At 64.3% G+C, this 15,615-nt stretch carries 15 protein-coding genes; 7 read left to right on the top strand and 8 right to left on the bottom strand.

Annotation, left to right across the window (positions count from 1 at the left end; translation table 11 throughout):
* Positions 1-27 precede the first annotated feature (27 nt).
* On the top strand, positions 28-672 hold the full coding sequence (locus tag A5753_RS20210; protein ID WP_067132247.1) for a TetR/AcrR family transcriptional regulator: 645 nt from the start codon (positions 28-30) through the stop codon (positions 670-672).
* 12 nt (positions 673-684) lie between these two features.
* On the opposite strand, the gene A5753_RS20205 is transcribed toward A5753_RS20210, so the two are convergent.
* On the bottom strand, positions 685-1,986 hold the full coding sequence (locus tag A5753_RS20205) for an acyltransferase (protein WP_067132244.1): 1,302 nt from the start codon (positions 1,984-1,986) through the stop codon (positions 685-687).
* Positions 1,987-2,078: 92 nt separating this feature from the next.
* On the opposite strand from A5753_RS20205, the gene A5753_RS20200 reads away from it, so the two are divergent.
* Complete coding sequence (locus tag A5753_RS20200) at positions 2,079-3,050, top strand: aldo/keto reductase (RefSeq protein ID WP_067132241.1); 972 nt, start codon at positions 2,079-2,081, stop codon at positions 3,048-3,050.
* A 19-nt stretch (positions 3,051-3,069) separates the two neighbouring features.
* On the opposite strand, the gene A5753_RS20195 is transcribed toward A5753_RS20200, so the two are convergent.
* The 3 genes from A5753_RS20195 to A5753_RS20185 form a co-directional block, all read right to left on the bottom strand.
* Positions 3,070-4,170, bottom strand: a complete 1,101-nt coding sequence (locus tag A5753_RS20195; protein ID WP_067132238.1) for an NAD(P)-dependent oxidoreductase — start codon at positions 4,168-4,170, stop codon at positions 3,070-3,072.
* Between the two features lie 7 nt (positions 4,171-4,177).
* Positions 4,178-4,696, bottom strand: a complete 519-nt coding sequence (locus A5753_RS20190; RefSeq protein ID WP_067132235.1) for a nuclear transport factor 2 family protein — start codon at positions 4,694-4,696, stop codon at positions 4,178-4,180.
* Between the two features lie 62 nt (positions 4,697-4,758).
* On the bottom strand, positions 4,759-5,565 hold the full coding sequence (locus tag A5753_RS20185; RefSeq protein ID WP_067132232.1) for an acyl-CoA thioesterase II: 807 nt from the start codon (positions 5,563-5,565) through the stop codon (positions 4,759-4,761).
* 131 nt (positions 5,566-5,696) lie between these two features.
* Here A5753_RS20185 and A5753_RS20180 point away from each other — a divergent pair, with 131 nt between their 5' ends.
* The 5 genes from A5753_RS20180 to A5753_RS20160 all read left to right on the top strand — a co-directional run bounded on the left by A5753_RS20180 (position 5,697) and on the right by A5753_RS20160 (position 10,186).
* Positions 5,697-6,080: a DUF1801 domain-containing protein gene (locus tag A5753_RS20180; protein ID WP_067132229.1), complete on the top strand. Its 384-nt coding sequence runs from the start codon at positions 5,697-5,699 to the stop codon at positions 6,078-6,080.
* 79 nt (positions 6,081-6,159) lie between these two features.
* Complete coding sequence (locus A5753_RS20175) at positions 6,160-7,389, top strand: acyl-CoA dehydrogenase family protein (RefSeq protein ID WP_067132225.1); 1,230 nt, start codon at positions 6,160-6,162, stop codon at positions 7,387-7,389.
* A 14-nt stretch (positions 7,390-7,403) separates the two neighbouring features.
* Positions 7,404-8,270, top strand: coding sequence for a hypothetical protein (locus A5753_RS20170; protein WP_067132222.1), 867 nt, complete (start codon positions 7,404-7,406; stop codon positions 8,268-8,270).
* 101 nt (positions 8,271-8,371) lie between these two features.
* Positions 8,372-9,295 (top strand): TIGR03564 family F420-dependent LLM class oxidoreductase, encoded by a 924-nt coding sequence (locus A5753_RS20165; protein WP_067132570.1) that lies wholly within the window; start codon positions 8,372-8,374, stop codon positions 9,293-9,295.
* 108 nt (positions 9,296-9,403) lie between these two features.
* On the top strand, positions 9,404-10,186 hold the full coding sequence (locus A5753_RS20160; RefSeq protein ID WP_067132219.1) for an SDR family oxidoreductase: 783 nt from the start codon (positions 9,404-9,406) through the stop codon (positions 10,184-10,186).
* Here the strand turns inward: A5753_RS20160 and A5753_RS20155 are convergent.
* The 4 genes from A5753_RS20155 to A5753_RS20140 form a co-directional block, all read right to left on the bottom strand.
* Positions 10,179-13,079, bottom strand: a complete 2,901-nt coding sequence (locus tag A5753_RS20155) for an RND family transporter (protein ID WP_067132215.1) — start codon at positions 13,077-13,079, stop codon at positions 10,179-10,181. The genes A5753_RS20160 and A5753_RS20155 overlap by 8 nt on opposite strands.
* The gene (locus tag A5753_RS20150; RefSeq protein ID WP_304441442.1) at positions 13,076-13,510 is read right to left on the bottom strand and encodes an MmpS family transport accessory protein; all 435 of its coding nucleotides are present in this window, start codon (positions 13,508-13,510) and stop codon (positions 13,076-13,078) included. The genes A5753_RS20155 and A5753_RS20150 overlap by 4 nt, the downstream gene beginning before the upstream one ends.
* Before the next feature lie 302 nt (positions 13,511-13,812).
* Positions 13,813-14,421, bottom strand: coding sequence for a TetR family transcriptional regulator (locus A5753_RS20145; RefSeq protein ID WP_067132210.1), 609 nt, complete (start codon positions 14,419-14,421; stop codon positions 13,813-13,815).
* 211 nt (positions 14,422-14,632) lie between these two features.
* Complete coding sequence (locus A5753_RS20140; RefSeq protein WP_067132207.1) at positions 14,633-15,559, bottom strand: alpha/beta hydrolase; 927 nt, start codon at positions 15,557-15,559, stop codon at positions 14,633-14,635.
* Positions 15,560-15,615: the final 56 nt, after the last annotated feature.

The following is a 15,615-nucleotide window of genomic DNA, read 5'->3' as shown; positions in this document are numbered from 1 at the left end:
CCTCATAACTGAGGCATACTGCTCAAGATGAGCGCGATGCCCGATGGTCAGACGGCCAACCGCTTGGCGCGGCGCAAACAGCGCACCCGTGCGGCCTTGGTTGCGGCCGCACAGCGGCTGATCGCCGAGGGCAAATCCAACGTGCCGGTCCTGGAGATCACCCAAGCCGCCGATGTCGGGATGGGTTCCTTCTACAACCACTTCGACAGCAAGGAGCAGCTGTTCGACGTGGCCGTCGCCGACGTACTGGACGCGTACGGTGCGATGCTGGACCGGCTCACCGAATCCATCGAGGACCCGGCGGAGGCATTCGCCACCAGTTTCCGGCTGACCGGCCGACTCTTCCGTCGTCGCCCGCAGGAGAGCCAGATTCTGCTCGCGAATGGGTTGGCGCTGTTGTCGTCGCCCAGTGGCCTGGCGCCACGGGCCCTGCGCGACATCAAGGCCGGTGTCGAGGCCGGCAGGTTCGCGGTGGAAGATCCCGAACTGGCTCTGGCCATGGCCGGGGGCGCTCTGCTTGGTCTGGGCAACCTATTGCGGAATCACCCCGAGCGCGACGACGCGCACGCCGCCGACGCGGTCACCGAGAGCATCTTACGGCTGTTCGGGCTCAGCACCGCCGAGGCCCGCACGGTATGTCGACGTCCGTTGCCCGACAGCGCCTTTGACTAGGCGGGGGCAGCGTTACACCCTTTCCGCGTGCTGCCGAGCGGGACGAAACGCCGCCAGCAGCGCTCCCGCAGCGAAGATCGCTGCGGTCAGCCACGGGAATCGCCCGTCGGGGGCGAAGCCCTCGGCGGCGATCAGCGACAGGGCATAAGCCGCCATCGCGACGCCGGCCAGCATCGTGGGTTCCGCCCATCGCTCCGTGACCGGAACGCCGAGCAGGGGCAGCGGAGCCGCGAAAAGCCTTCGCGCCCAGAACAGCAGCGCTATCTCCACCGTGGTCACGACGCTGAGGACGACCACCCATTCCAGCCGGGCCAGCCACCAGTCCGCGCTACCCTCGGGCGGCTGCGGCAAGAGTCCGGTCGGATAGCCGACGATCGCGACGATGACGACGGGAATCATGTGCCACAGGTAAAGAGCCATGATGTTGTTGTTGGCGATGGACAGTGCGCGCTCGGCGCGCATGCCGCGCAGCGCACGGTTGAGCGCGGGTGCGACGGCTATCGCAATCCCGGTTTGGGAGCAGCCGAACGCCAACAGGGCCACGGTCGGTGGTGTCGTGTTGTCGATGGTCTGCCCGGGAACTCCGATCATGCTGACCGGATAAATGTTCAGCCAAACCAGCAGCGCCAGCGCCACCGCAGCAACGCCGGCCAGCAGCCAGGGCCGGCGACCGGCCAATGACCCGCCGTGCCAAGCGATTCCGAGCTGGTACAGGCTGCCCCAGCCCAGCAGATAATTCATCCAGTTGAGGTAGGGCACGTGCCCGACGAGCCGGGCGACATCCGCCGCCGCGACGGCCAACGCCAGGACCGCGGGCACCAGCAGACCCCAACGGCGTTGTGCGACAATCGCAATCGGCGTCAGCGACACGACCACCAGATACACCGCGAGGAACCACAGGTGCATCGCGACTGCCCAGCCTGCGTACTCGAGGATCGAGCCTGCCACACCGCAGGCGCCCAGGACCACCACAACCACCGACACCAGCGCGGCGTACACCGCCGTCGGCCCAAGGACTCGGGCCGCCCGGCGCTGCACCCAGGTTCGACGTGAAACGCCCTCGGTGTCATGCCGATGCGTCCACGACACGGCGGCGGCGTAGCCGGCAACCAGGAAGAACGCCGGGACAGCCTGAAACGGCCAGGTCAGCCACTGGGTCCAGGGCAGGTCGACGAGCGGGTTCTGCCGGCCGAACTGTCCGCCCTGGTACGTCACCGATCCGGCTAGCCAGTGTCCCAGCACGATCAGCACCACGCCCGATACGCGGTAGTAGTCGACCGCCAGATTGCGTTCCGGGTTGTTTGCGCGATCCATCAGATCGGGGGAGGCTCGACGCGGTACACAGCGCCACGGTACCGTCCAGCACTCAGCTGGGTCTCGCGCAACCGTAGAACAGGAGACATCTGATGAAACCGGCTCAACTCGCCGAGCTACAGGTCGGCCGCCTCGGGTTGGGCGCGATGGGCATGTCGGTGGCGTACGCCGGCGCGGGCAGTGACGATGCGGAATCGATCCGCACCGTTCATCGCGCCATCGACCTGGGTGTCACGCTCATCGACACCGCCGAGGTCTACGGCCCGTACGTCAACGAGGAACTTCTGGCCCGCGCTCTGCAGGGCAGACGCGATCAAGTAGTGCTGGCAACCAAATTCGGCCTGATCTCGCACATCGGCCGCGAGGGTCTCGACAGCAGCCCCGCCAACGTCCGTATCGCCGTGGACGGTTCGCTGCAACGGCTTGCGACCGATCACATCGATCTGTACTACCAGCACCGACTCGACCGCCAAACCCCGATCGAAGACACGGTCGGTGCGCTGGCCGAGCTGGTCGCCGCCGGGAAAGTCCGGCACGTCGGTCTGTCTGAAGTCGGCGTGGACACCATTCGTCGCGCCCACGCCGTACACTCCATCACGGCAGTCCAATCCGAGTACTCGCTGTGGACACGCGATCAAGAAGACGAGATCTTGCCGGTACTACGCGAATTGGGCATCGGGTTTGTCGCCTACTCCCCGCTGGGCCGCGGCTTCCTCACCGGCGCCATCCGCACCACAGACGAGCTGCCCGACACCGACTACCGTAAGACAAACCCGCGGTTCTTCGAGGACAACTTCCAGCACAACCTGCGGTGCGCGGACGAGGTCCGCGACATCAGCGCGGACGTCGGTGCCACGCCGGCTCAGGTCGCCTTGGCCTGGCTGCTGGCGAAAGGACCTGACATCGTGCCCATTCCGGGCACCAAACGTGTCACGCGGCTAGAGGAAAACGTCGGCGCTGACGCGGTAGAACTGACGGCCGACCAACTGGCCAGGCTCGATAGCCTCACCCCTCCGGTGGGAGGGCATCACGCCGAGGCGCAGATGGCCTGGATCGACCGCTAGCGGCTGGTGCTGGTCTGCGCTACTCGACGCTGGCCAAAGCCGCTGTGCCATACTTCTTTTCAATCAGCGACCACGGGTCTGCGTAGGGACCTCGTCCCTCGAGCCGGCGCTGAACGAAAAAAACGGCACGCAGCGCCGGCCGTAGCAGTGGCCCAAGCAGTCGCAGCGCGACGCGCGCACGGCCCTGTGATTCGGCGATCCACTGCAGCGTCTGACTCCAGTCGTGCTCTTGGAAATTCAGCAGCGTCTGCGCTTCGGTGGTGTCGTACCAGCCGGTGAAACTCCAGCCGCGGTCATCGGCGGGGTCGCCGGGCAGGCCCGCCGAGGGGCCGAGCGGACCCAGACCGGCGGCGCTCATCAGGTCGTCCTGCAGGCCGTGCTGCAACAGCACATACGTTTCGTTGCCGCCGATGAGCACGACTTTGCCGGATATCGATGCCGCGCGATCGACGCCGTTGGCGAAGGCCAGCGCCACATCGCGCGCATCCACCGCGTGTATGCGATTGTCGCTGGGCATCGAACGCATCAGGACGAGGTAGTCACCGTTGATACCGGCCTGAGTGTCCGGCGAGATAACCCCCGCGAGGCGGAAAAGCGCATAGGGCAGCCCGCTGGCGCGAATCGCCGCCTCGGCAAGCACTTTGTCCTGGCCGTATTGATCGATGGGATTCACTGGGGTGTCCGGGGTGATCCGCTCGGGCTGACGGTAGGGGTTGCGCGATCCGTATACCGCGGCGCTCGATGCCATGAGGAACAGAGGCGGCCGGGGCAGCGCCGAGCAGGCCGTCAACAGATTTTCGGTGCCACCGACATTGACGCGCCGGGCCCGTCCGGGGTTGCGGTAGGACGGCGGGGACACGATGGCGGCCAGGTGGACGATGGCCCCTGGCTTATGGGCGGCGACGAGCTCGTTCACCGCCTCGGCATCCAGGAGATCGGTGTACGTGGGTATCAACGTCCCGGGGTACCCACCGCCGGCGAGTTCTTTCTCGGCGGCGACGGTGTTGTCGTTGCCCAGATCCATCGCGATGACGGTTCGTCCCCGCTCCAGCAGGATCTGCGTGCAGCGCTTACCGACCTGTCCGAATGCGCCGGTGACCAACACGGTGTCGACTGTCATGACCGCGTCACTGATCCATCACCCGGCCGGCGATCTTGCCGATCGCGGTGCGGATTCGGGCCGAGACGTAGATCGAGAAGAACGGCGTCACGATGTCCTCGCGGAGTCGAGTTAGCTTGGAGCTCTTGATAAGCCACTGGCCGGCGAAACTCTCGTACGTCTCGTGGTAGTGGCCGTAGCCGACCAGGGTTACCCCGGGCCCGAATCGGACAACGTCTTGCAGAGCCCATATCCCGCGCGCGGTCGTCGCCGAGGTGAGCTCGATTTCGGGCGTGTGTACCTGGTGGGCGGTGGGCTGCGACGGGCGGCCAAGGGCGCGACGGGTGAACGCCACGAAGTCGTCGGCGCCGGCGATCACCTTGCCGCCGGCTTCGGACGTGTCGCTGACGAAATCGTCGGTAAAGATGGTCCGCCACGCCGCCCAGTCTTTGGTGTCCAGGTAGCGGCAGTAGCGGGCCTTGAGCTGTTTGATCGATTCGATCGCCGGCAGCGTCTCATCGATCAGGTCTTGCGCGCGCTCCGTCATTGCGGCTCGATTCTTTCCGTAAGCGTCTTCGCGTGACGTTTCACTGGCGAAGTGTAAACCCGTCAACCCTTGAAGTAGACGATCTGATGTGTGGTGGCCAGCAACCCGCCGTCGGCGGTCCACACTTTCGCGCTTTGGTCGAAATACCCGCGGGAGAAGCGGTTGGCGTGGGCGGTGGCCAGCACGAAGTCGCTCGCGACGGCGTCGAGTTGAGGCGGATCGGCGTGAAAATACGTGGTCAACGAAATGGTGCCGGACGGGATCAAGCGGCCGCGACGCAGGAACACCCGCGGATAGAAGATGTCACACAGCGCCGCGAGCGCCGGATAGTCGACCGGGCGTCCCGCGCCGTCACGGACCCACAGCGTGGAGGTGGACGAAGGGTTCGGATCGCCGCCCTTGCCGGGCATCGCACCTTCGACGTACCGCATGTCGTAGAGGCTGGTCCATTGAACGAGGCCCGGATCGACCGCAGGCACCTGCTCGGGGGCCGGCGCGTTCGGCGGGTCACTTTCCGTGTCGGCCCAGCTCTCGCGCCGGACCGCGAAGATCGCGGTCGCCGTCGTCTTGATCACATCGTCCTGGCTGAGCTCGACTATCCAGTGCTGATTGGTGCGGTTGGTGCGCGCCGCCCGCAGGGTGAGGTCGAAGTCACCGTCGGCGATGGGGGCGGCGTAGTTGACGGTCAGGGCCAGCGGTTCCCCGATGCGCTCGGGCTGTGCTTCGACGGCCCGCAGCATGACGGCGGCGGTGATTCCTCCGAACGGTCCGACCATATTGGCCCACGCGGGGTGGGTGCGGCCCCGGCTGACGCCCGGAGCGAGCGTCTCGAGCTCGAGGGCTTCGTCGAAGGGATGTGTATCCGTCATAGTGATCGACCGCAGATTACTTGCGGGCCGCGCCGCTGCCGAGCACCGGGGCCTTGGCGTGTGGCCCGCGGCGACCGCCCTCGGTTGATGTACGGTCCTGCCAGCGACAACCTCACCGAAAGCGAGCCCCGATGGCGAAGGACGACGCCCCAGCCAAGTCACCTGCCGAACTGATCGACGCCAGGATCAAGGAATTAGGGGATTGGCGCGGTGAGATGCTCGCTCGCATTAGGAGACTGATCAAGAAAGCCGACCCCGAGGTGGTCGAAGAGTGGAAGTGGCGGGGCGTTCCAACCTGGTATCACGACGGGATGATCTGCACCGGCGAGACGTACAAGACCGTTGTGAAGATGACCTTCGCCAAGGGCGCGTCGCTGCACGATCCCGCGGGTCTGTTCAACTCCGGCTTGGACGGAAACACCAGACGCGCGATTGATTTCCGCGAGGGTGACGAGATTGATGAGAAGGCGCTGACCGCGCTCATTCGCGCGGCGGTGAAGTTGAACGGCTCTTAAGGCGCTCATCTGTACACCCGCAAGGCGGTGCTGTACAGTCGCCCAGCACAAGGTCGACGCTCGAATGAGAGGCCAGCCGGTGACTTCCGAGTCGGTCGAGGAATTTCGGAGCCGGGCCAGGGCCTGGCTGGCCGCGACCATGCCGCGACTCGATCCGGCCAAGGCCGCGCTGCTGGAGCGCGATGAGCTGCCGTCGTGGCATCGGGCGCGAGAACTGCAAAAGCTGTTGTGGGACGGCGGATTCGCCGGGATCTGTTTTCCGCGCCAGTATGGCGGGCTCGGCCTGAGCTACGAATACAAGAAGGCATTCGACGCCGAGTCCCAGGCGTATGAGACCCCGCTGCTGCTCAACGTCCCATCGTTCGCCATTTGCTGCGCAACCATTCTCGACATGGGCAGCGAAGAGCAGAAGCGCACGCACATCGCGGCGGCGCTGCGCGGCGACGAGGTGCTGGTGCAGCTGCTGTCCGAGCCCAACGGGGGATCGGACCTGGCGGGCGTCATCACCCGCGCCGAGCGCCGGAACGGACGATGGATCATCAACGGCGCCAAGACCTGGAGCACATGGGCGTTCGCCGCCGACTACGGTTTGTGCCTGGCCCGGACCAACTGGGATGTCCCCAAACACGATGGGCTGACCATGTTCCTGGTGCCGCTGCACCATCCCGGCGTCACCATCAACCGGATCCAGCAGGTGAACGGCTCCATCGAATTCTGCGAAGAATTCTTCGATGACGTCGATGTCGGTGACGACGCCGTGGTCGGCGAACCGGGCAAAGGATGGGACGTCGCATCCCGGCAGCTGTACCACGAGCGGCGCACTATGGGCGACGGCTCGGAATACACCAGCGGGCCGGGAATTGCTGAGGCCCATGATGTTTCGGTGGATCTGATGTCGCTGATCGGAAAGACGAACCAGGCAGGCAACCTTCGACTCCAAGAAATGGTAGGCCGAGCGCTGGTGCACCGGGCCGTGCATGGCCAACTCAGTGAGCACGTCTTCCATGCCGTGGCCGGCGGCTCCCTCCCGCCCGCCGCGGGATCGATCATCCGCCTCTATATGGCCGAGGTGCACGACGTCGAGACCGATACCGCGCTGGCGGTTGCGGGTTCGGCGGCCGTGGTTGACGACGAGCGCGGGTTGGTCGACATCGGGACGCGCTATCTGGGCCGTCAGACCGCCAGCATCGGCGGTGGCACCACCGAGATGGCACGCAATGTGATCGGCGAACGGGTGCTGAACTTCCCGCGCGAGCGCGCCGACGACCGGGGCGTGCCGTTCAACCAGGTGCGGCGCGGCAAAAGTTAAGGAGGCAAGCGGAATTGAGCGGTCAACCTCGTGACATCCGAGAGTTGATGGGTGATTCCGACGCCTATCGGGACGAACTGTACCGGCGTTGGACAGGCCTGCTGAGCTACCGCTACATCGGCCGCAAGCACTCGTCGATGAATCTGGGGGAGACCGACGACACCGTCATCATCCGCCGTGACATGCGCAACGAAGCGGGCGGAATCATGGTGGCGCCGTTGGCCATTTCCTCCCCGGAGGGCTGTCAGACCGACATGGTCGCCGTGCCCAATCCGGTCATCGCGTCGGTACAGATCGTCGATCCCGGCTACGACGTCAACAGGATCGAGATTGTCGGGTCGGGCATCGTGCACCAGGGCCGCACCATGGGCTACGGGCGCTGCACCCTCGTCGACGCCGACAACCCGAGCCGGGTCATCGCCTTCAACGAGGGTCAGGGCGCGATCATCGGGATACCGCCGGAAGGCCTGGACCGCATGGATGTTTCGGGCACCGAGCTGGTGGTCGAGGACTCTCCTGATCTCCCGCCGCTGTGGCAGGCGTTCGGCGCCAGCCGGCGGGGCGACGGTCACTGGATACTGCCCGAGTTGAGTACCGAACTCGCGTCACCGGACGCCGCGCTGCACATCGGGCCCCAGCATGTCGTCCTCGAGACGGCGGCGATCGACCTCGCCGCCGAAGTCGCCGGGACCAAACAGCTGCAGGTCGTCAGCTGGCATGTCATGTTCATGTCGCGCGGCAAGGTCGGGCCCTTCCGGGTCGAGGGTTCCGCGCACCCGGGGGGATCCGGACGCGTCGGCGTACGCATGCTGCTGCACGACGAGGGCAACGCCGACAAGGCGGTCACCTCCGCCGCGGCGGTCTTCGACATCGTCAGCTGAGCACGGTTTCCTAACCCCGCCTCCGGGCATAGTTGTAAACGGGCCGGGCGGTTGGCGCTAACGTTTTCACAGCGGGGGCGATGCGAAGGAGCGTGACGGTCATGCAGGTTTCTATGTTCGGGCAACTCAGCGGATCGGGCAGCCAATCGCCGATCGACGCGACAATCGCCAACCTTACGATGCTTCGCGATGAAGGCTTCAAGCGGGTGTGGATGAGTCAATTGCCTTACGAGCCCGACCTTCTCATGATCCTGGCCATCGCTCTGCACGAGGTCGACACTATCGAGGTGGCCAGTGGTGTGGTGCCCATCCAAAATCAGCATCCGATGCAGATGGCGCAACGTGCCCTCACGCTCAGCCTCGCCTCCGGTGGCCGGTTCACACTCGGGCTCGGTATGACCCACCAGGCGGTCACCGAGGGGATGTGGGGCATCCCGTGGGACAAGCCGGTGCGCAGGCTGAACGAATACCTCGACGGTCTTTTGCCCCTGTTGGCCGGTGAACGCGCCGACGCGACTGGGCAGACGGTGACCACTCGCGGCGAGCTGATGATATCGGGGGCGCCGCGGCCCGACGTCTACATCGCGGCGCTGGGTCCCCAACTGCTCAAGCTCGCCGGCCGGCGCACATCGGGAACCTGCACCTGGATGACCGGCCCCAAAACGCTGGCCGATCATGTCGCGCCGACGCTGCGGCAGGCAGCCGCCGACGCCGGACGCGAGGACGGGGTGCGCGTCGCCGCATCGCTGCCCATCAGCGTCACCGATGACGTCGACGCCGCCCGCAAGCAAGCGGCCGAACAGTTCGCCATTTACGGCCAACTGCCGTCGTACCGCGCGATGCTCGATCGCGAGGGGTACGCGGGGCCGCAGGATGCCGCCATCATCGGCGACGAGGACACCGTCCGCGGTCGGCTCGACGAACTGCGTGCCGCGGGCGTCGATGAGTACGTCGCGGCGGCATTCGATCCGTCGCCGGAAGGCCGGGCTCGCACGCGGGCGCTGCTGCGGGAGCACGACTCCTGATCCTGATCGGGTGGCCCGGTATTTGGATGTCGCACCTTTCGGCTATGGCCATACATAGCCACCCGTACGTATGGTGCATAGACGAGCCCTCACGACAGGAGAAACGCAGTGGCAGAACGGTTGGCGGGTAAGGTCGCCCTGATCAGTGGCGGTGCCCGGGGGATGGGTGCATCGCATGTGCGGTCGCTGGTCGCCGAGGGCGCCAAGGTGGTGTTCGGTGACATCCTCGATGACGAGGGCAAGGCGGTGGCGGCGGAGGTCGGCAACGCCGTCCGCTATCTGCACCTCGATGTAACCAAGCCCGAGGATTGGGATGCGGCGGTGGCGACCGCGCTGAGTGAGTTCGGCCGCATCGACGTGCTGGTCAACAACGCGGGCATCATCAACATCGGCACGTTGGAGGATTACGCGCTCTCGGAGTGGCAGCGAATTCTCGACATCAATTTGACTGGCGTATTTCTCGGTATTCGTGCCGTGGTCAAACCCATGAAGGAAGCGGGCTGCGGATCGATCATCAACATTTCCTCGATCGAAGGCATGGCAGGAACCATCGCCTGCCACGGCTACACCGCGACCAAATTCGCCGTGCGGGGACTGACCAAGTCGGCGGCTCTCGAACTTGGCCCGAGCGGAATCCGGGTCAACTCAATCCATCCCGGGCTCATCAAGACCCCGATGACCGACTGGGTTCCCGACGACATCTTCCAGACCGCGCTGGGCCGGGCCGCCCAGCCCGTCGAGGTCTCCAACCTTGTGGTCTACCTGGCCAGCGACGAGTCCAGCTACTCCACCGGCTCGGAGTTTGTGGTCGACGGCGGCACCACCGCCGGCCTGGGCCACAAGGACTTCTCCAACGTCGAGACCGACGCGCAACCGGACTGGGTCACTTAGCGGCGGTAACCGGTTCGGCTTCTTTGGCCGGCTTGGGCCAGGGCGACGGAACCGGGCGCTGACGCACCCGTTGCGGCCACCAGAACCACTTGCCCAGCAGCGCGGCAATCGCGGGGGTCATCAGCGACCGCACGATCAGGGTGTCGAATAGCAAACCAAGTCCGATCGTGGTGCCCACCTGACCGATGACCGTCAGCTCGCTGACCGCCATCGTCATCATCGTGAAGGCGAACACCAGACCCGCGGACGTCACCACCGAACCGGTGCCGCCCATCGACCGGATGATGCCGGTGTTCAGCCCGGCGTGGATCTCTTCCTTGAACCGCGCCACCAGCAGCAGGTTGTAGTCGGCGCCGACCGCCAGCAGGATGATGACCGACATCGCGAGCACCATCCAGTGCAGCTCGACGCCGATCAGGTGCTGCCAAATCAGCACCGAAAGCCCGAATGACGCGCCCAGCGAGAGCAAGACGGTTCCCACGATCACCGCCGACGCCACCACACCTCGCGTGATGATCAGCATGATGATGAAAATCAGGCACAGTGAAGCGATCCCGGCGATCAACAGGTCGTAGGTGTTGCCGTCGCTGAGGTCTTTGTAGATCGACGCGGTACCCGCGAGATAGATCTTCGAGCCCTCCAGCGGCGTGCCCTTCAACGCTTCGTAGGCGGCCTTCTTGATCAACGGAATATGCGAAATGCCTTCCTGCGACATCGGATCGCCGTCATGGCTGATGATGAAGCGCACGGCATGCCCGTCGGGGGAGATGAAGTTCTTCATGCCTTTCTTGAATTCGGCGTTGTTGAACGTTTCCGGTGGCAGGTAGAACGAGTCGTCGTTCTTGGACGCGTCGAACGCCTTACCCATGGCGTTGGAGTTCTTCTGCGCCTCGTTCTGCTGATCCTGCAGACCCTTCTGGGTCGAATACATGGTCAGCATCGTTGTCTTCATCGCCTTCATGTTTTCGATCATGGAAGGCATCAGCGCCACCATCTGGGGCATCAGCGTGTCGAGGTGATCCATGATCGGCAGCAGGCTCTCGATGTCGTCGGTCATCGTGTCGATACCGTCCAGGCCGTCGAAGACCGAGCGAAGCGACCAGCACACCGGAATGTCGTAGCAGTGCTTTTCCCAGTAGAGGTAGCTGCGGATCGGGCGGAAGAAATCCTCGAAATCCGCCATGTGATCGCGCAATTCGTTGATGTCGATGGTCATGTCGTGCATCTTCTTGACCATCTGATGCATGTCATTGGTCATTCGCGCCGTGATGCTCTGCATCTTCTGCATGCTGTCGATAGTCGTCTGCATCATGTCGGCCTGGTGCAGCATGTCGGCCATCTGATCTTCTTGGTACTTCTGGTTCATCTGCTGGGTGACGCCCTGCATGCTGATCTGGAATGGAATCGAGGTGTGCTCGATAGGCGTGCCCTGCGGGCGGGTAATGGCTTGCACGCGACTGATTCCCGGCACCCGGAAGACGGTCTTGGCGATTTTGTCGATCACCAAGAAGTCCGCCGAGTTCCGCAGATCGTGATCGCTTTCGATCATCAACACTTCCGGATTCATTCGCGCTTGCGAGAAGTGCCGGTCGGCGGCCGCGTAACCCTCGTTCGCGGGCAGATCGGCGGGCAGGTAATTGCGGTCGTTGTAGTTGGTGCGGTAGCCGGGCAGGGTCAGCAAGCCCACCAGCGCGACCCCGATCGTCAACACCAGGATCGGACCGGGCCAGCGGACGACCAGGGCGCCGACCTTGCGCCACCCGCGAATCCGTTGTGTGCGTTTGGGTTCGAGGGTCTTGCCGAAACGCGTGGCCACCGCGATGACGGCCGCACCGAGTGTCAATGCCGCTGCCACCACGACCACCATGCCGATGGCCAGCGGAATACCCAGCGTCTGGAAATACGGCAGGTTGGTGAAGTGCAGGCAGAATGTCGCGCCGGCGATGGTCAAGCCAGACCCGAGCACCACGTGGGCGGTGCCCTTGTACATGGTGTAATACGCCTCTTCGCGGGTCTCGCCGATAGCGCGGGCTTCCTGATACCGGCCGATCAAGAAGATCGCGTAGTCGGTAGCGGCCGCGATTCCCAACGTGACCAACAGGTTCGTCGCGAACGTCGAAAGCCCAATGAGCTTGAAGTAGCCGAGGAAAGCCACCATGCCGCGGGCGGCCGATAGCTCGAGCACCACCATCACCAGCGTCAGCAGCACGGTGATGACCGACCGATACACCAACAACAGCATGCCGATGATCACGGTGAAGGTGGCTAATGTGATGAGCTGCAGGCTGCGGTCGCCAGCCTCGTGTTGGTCCGCGGACAACGCCGCGGGGCCGGTGACGTAAGCCTTGACCCCCTTGGGCGGCTGCACGCTCTTCACAATGTTCTGGACTGATTCCACCGACTCGTTGGCCAGCGCCTCGCCCTGATTACCGGCGAGGTAGACCTGGACGTAGGCGGCCTTGCCGTCGTTGCTCTGCGCGCCAGCCCCGGTCAGTGGATCGCTCCACATATCCTGAACGTGCTCAACGTGTTTGGTGTCGGCGTCGAGCTTCTTGACCATCTGGTCGTAGTAGGCATGCGCGTCGGCACCGAGGGGATTCTGACCCTCGAGGACGATCATCACCGAGCTGTTGGACTTGTACTCGTTGAAGATCGCGCCCATGCGCTTGGTCGCGACCACCGATTGCGCGTCGTCGGGCGCCATCGACACCGAACGCATCTTGCCGACCTCGTCCAGCTGGGGGACGACGACATTGAGCACCGCGATAAGCGCGATCCAGCCCAAGATGATCGGCACGGCCAACGTGCGGATAATCCGGGGGATCTTGTCGTGCACGGGTTCTTTCACGACGGGGATGGCGTCGGTGCGGGTGTCGTCGATTGTTGTGCTCATGCGGATTTCACCAAGCAGAAGGTCAGGGCGTGCACGCCTTGGGTCATGTTCTCGGCCTTGACTTCGTCATCGATGGTGATCCGGCAGCCCAGGGAATTGCCGTCGCTCTGTGCCGAGAGATTCGGGAAGACCGACGGGGCGGTGGTGCTGAGGACCAACGTCCACGGCAACGGCGCTCCGTCGATGCGCCTCGGGTCGGCGGACAAGTCCAGGTAATTCACGTTAGCCTGGCTGGCCGAGCCAAAGACCTCGTACTTGACGACCTTGGGCTTGAACGGCTTCGAATCGTCGAGTCGCGGGCTGCTCATGATGCCGGTGTCGTGGGCGCCGAAAAACGATTTGACCCTGACAACCGCAAAGCCGCCGACCACCACGACCGCCACGATCAACAGCGGCAACCAGGCGTTGCGCACAAGTCTCGATATCTGCACCTAGGTGGTCCCTTCCCCATCACGCGGTCGTGACGCGGATCAGCGTTTGCGCGACCGGAGGTCGTGGACGGGTGAATGCCCACAAGTCGCGTTGCTCAACAACGGATTACGTCGATTGCTACGGTTCGCGCGCGCTGGGCCGTCAAGCGCGGTGAATGCTGCCCACCCACACCGACTGACGTCCCCGGCATCGACACCCGACTCGCCTTGTTGCTGAAGACTCCCCGGGTACCGCCACCAGCGCATAGTACATGATGTGCATATCTTGCAGTGTATGCAACATTTGCTGCTGGTGTTTCAGGTCACTTTGTGAAGATGCTGTTCACCAGCACGGCGGCCCGCTCAACATAGGGCATCGGCGTGTCGGCCGTTCCATCTGCCTCGCCGCTGGCCCACTTCTCAATGCCGGACCGTACCGCCGTCAGGGCCAGCGCAGAGATCAGCGCCGCCATCTCGTCGTCCGGCTTCATCGCCTGGCGACGCACGATGATGTCAGTCAACTGCTTTTGAAATCGCTCGAGGTCGGCGAGGAACGCCGCCAACACGGCGGGAGAAGTCTTGGCGAGTTCCAGCATGTGGGCCGCGTGTTCGCGTCGCGGCGGCACGTCGCGAAGGTGATGGGCGGCCAGGGTAATCAGCTCCGCAAGCACTACCGAGTAGGGGGCGGGCCCTGCGGCGACGAAATCAGCCACCAGCTCGGGGGGTATGTCCGACGGGCCGTAGGCGAGGGCGGACTCTTTGTTGGGGAAGTAGTTGAAGAACGTGCGCGTAGCGATTCCGGCTTCGGCGCAAATCTCGTCGACCGTGACCTTGTCGAATCCGCGTATCAGCGTGAGGCGCACCGCGGCGTCGCGGATGTCGGCGCTCGTCTGGCGCCGACGGCGCTCTCGTAGCCCTACGGGATTGGCCATACTCATATAGTTGCACGTTGTGCACACTTTGCAGTCAAAAGGTGCCGGGTTCGAGGACGAGCGCGGTGTGCGTTGTGCGCCTGAGCGAACGCATCTGTTCGGGCTTTGGGTGAGTCTGCCGCCGTGCAGGTTGCGACCTAGTCGGAGGTAAGGCTCTCGCGCACAACGTGATTCGATCACCCGCGCCGAATGATGCGCAGCAGGGTGGCGGTCATCCGCTGGCCGCCAGCGCACGCCGCAAATAGTCGCATTGGCTTTCGAAGAACTTGCTCGATATCGGCGCCTTGTCGGCGATCTGGTCGAACGCATGGAACGCGCCCGGAACAATTTCCTCGTGCACCGGCACGCCCGCCTCGCGCAGGCGCCGCGCGTACTCTCGGCTCTCCTGACAAAAGAGATCAAGTGTTCCGACCCCGATCCAGGCGGGCGGCAAGCCCGACAAATCCGTTCGGCGAGCCGGTGCGGCTTCTTCGGGATCGGCCCCGTTGAGATACCACTGCCAGGCGAGTTGATTGTCGGATTCGGACCACATGATGCGCCTGGGCCCGCCGCGCTTGGCGCCGGTGCGATCGTCGAGCATCGGATAGACCAGCATTTGGAACGTGATGTGGATGTCGCTGCGGTCATGCGCTCGCTGTGCGACCGCGGCCGCGAAATGCCCTCCGGCACTGGCCCCGCCAATGGCGACTCGATCCGGGTCAACCCATGGCTGGCGGGCCAGCCACAGCAGGGCCGCGTAACAATCTTCGACCGGGGTCGGGTAGGGATGTTCGGGAGCCAACCGGTGCTCTACCGCGGCAATCGCGAACCCGGTGCGATCGGACAACTTGCGCAAATACTTATCGTCCTGGGCCGCGTGCCCCATGATGGTTCCGCCGCCGTGGATCCACAGCAGTGCGGGTGCGCGGTCGGGAAGACCGGCCGGTCGATGCAGCCGGACACTGACGTGCTCGTTGACGGCGGCGACTGGCACGGTGCGGATACGCCCCGCATTGCCCATCAGGTTCATGACGGCGCGCTGGAACTTCAGACCGCGGTGCAAGGCGTATCCGCGAGGCACGAATCGCGCAGTCTTGCGAAGGCCGGGATCCAATGTTTGGGGAGAAGTGAAGGCGTTGTCGGGGAGCCTGTTTGCCATCCAATGCCCTCTGTTCCCTTGCGCCGGCAACCACCGCTGACCATACAGGAACCGAC

Origin of the sequence: Mycobacterium sp. 852002-51971_SCH5477799-a (assembly GCF_001667145.1) — a bacterium.
GTDB lineage: Bacteria > Actinomycetota > Actinomycetes > Mycobacteriales > Mycobacteriaceae > Mycobacterium.
The sequence above is the reverse complement of the archived record's forward strand: the minus strand, read 5'-3'. Positions and strand labels throughout refer to the sequence as shown.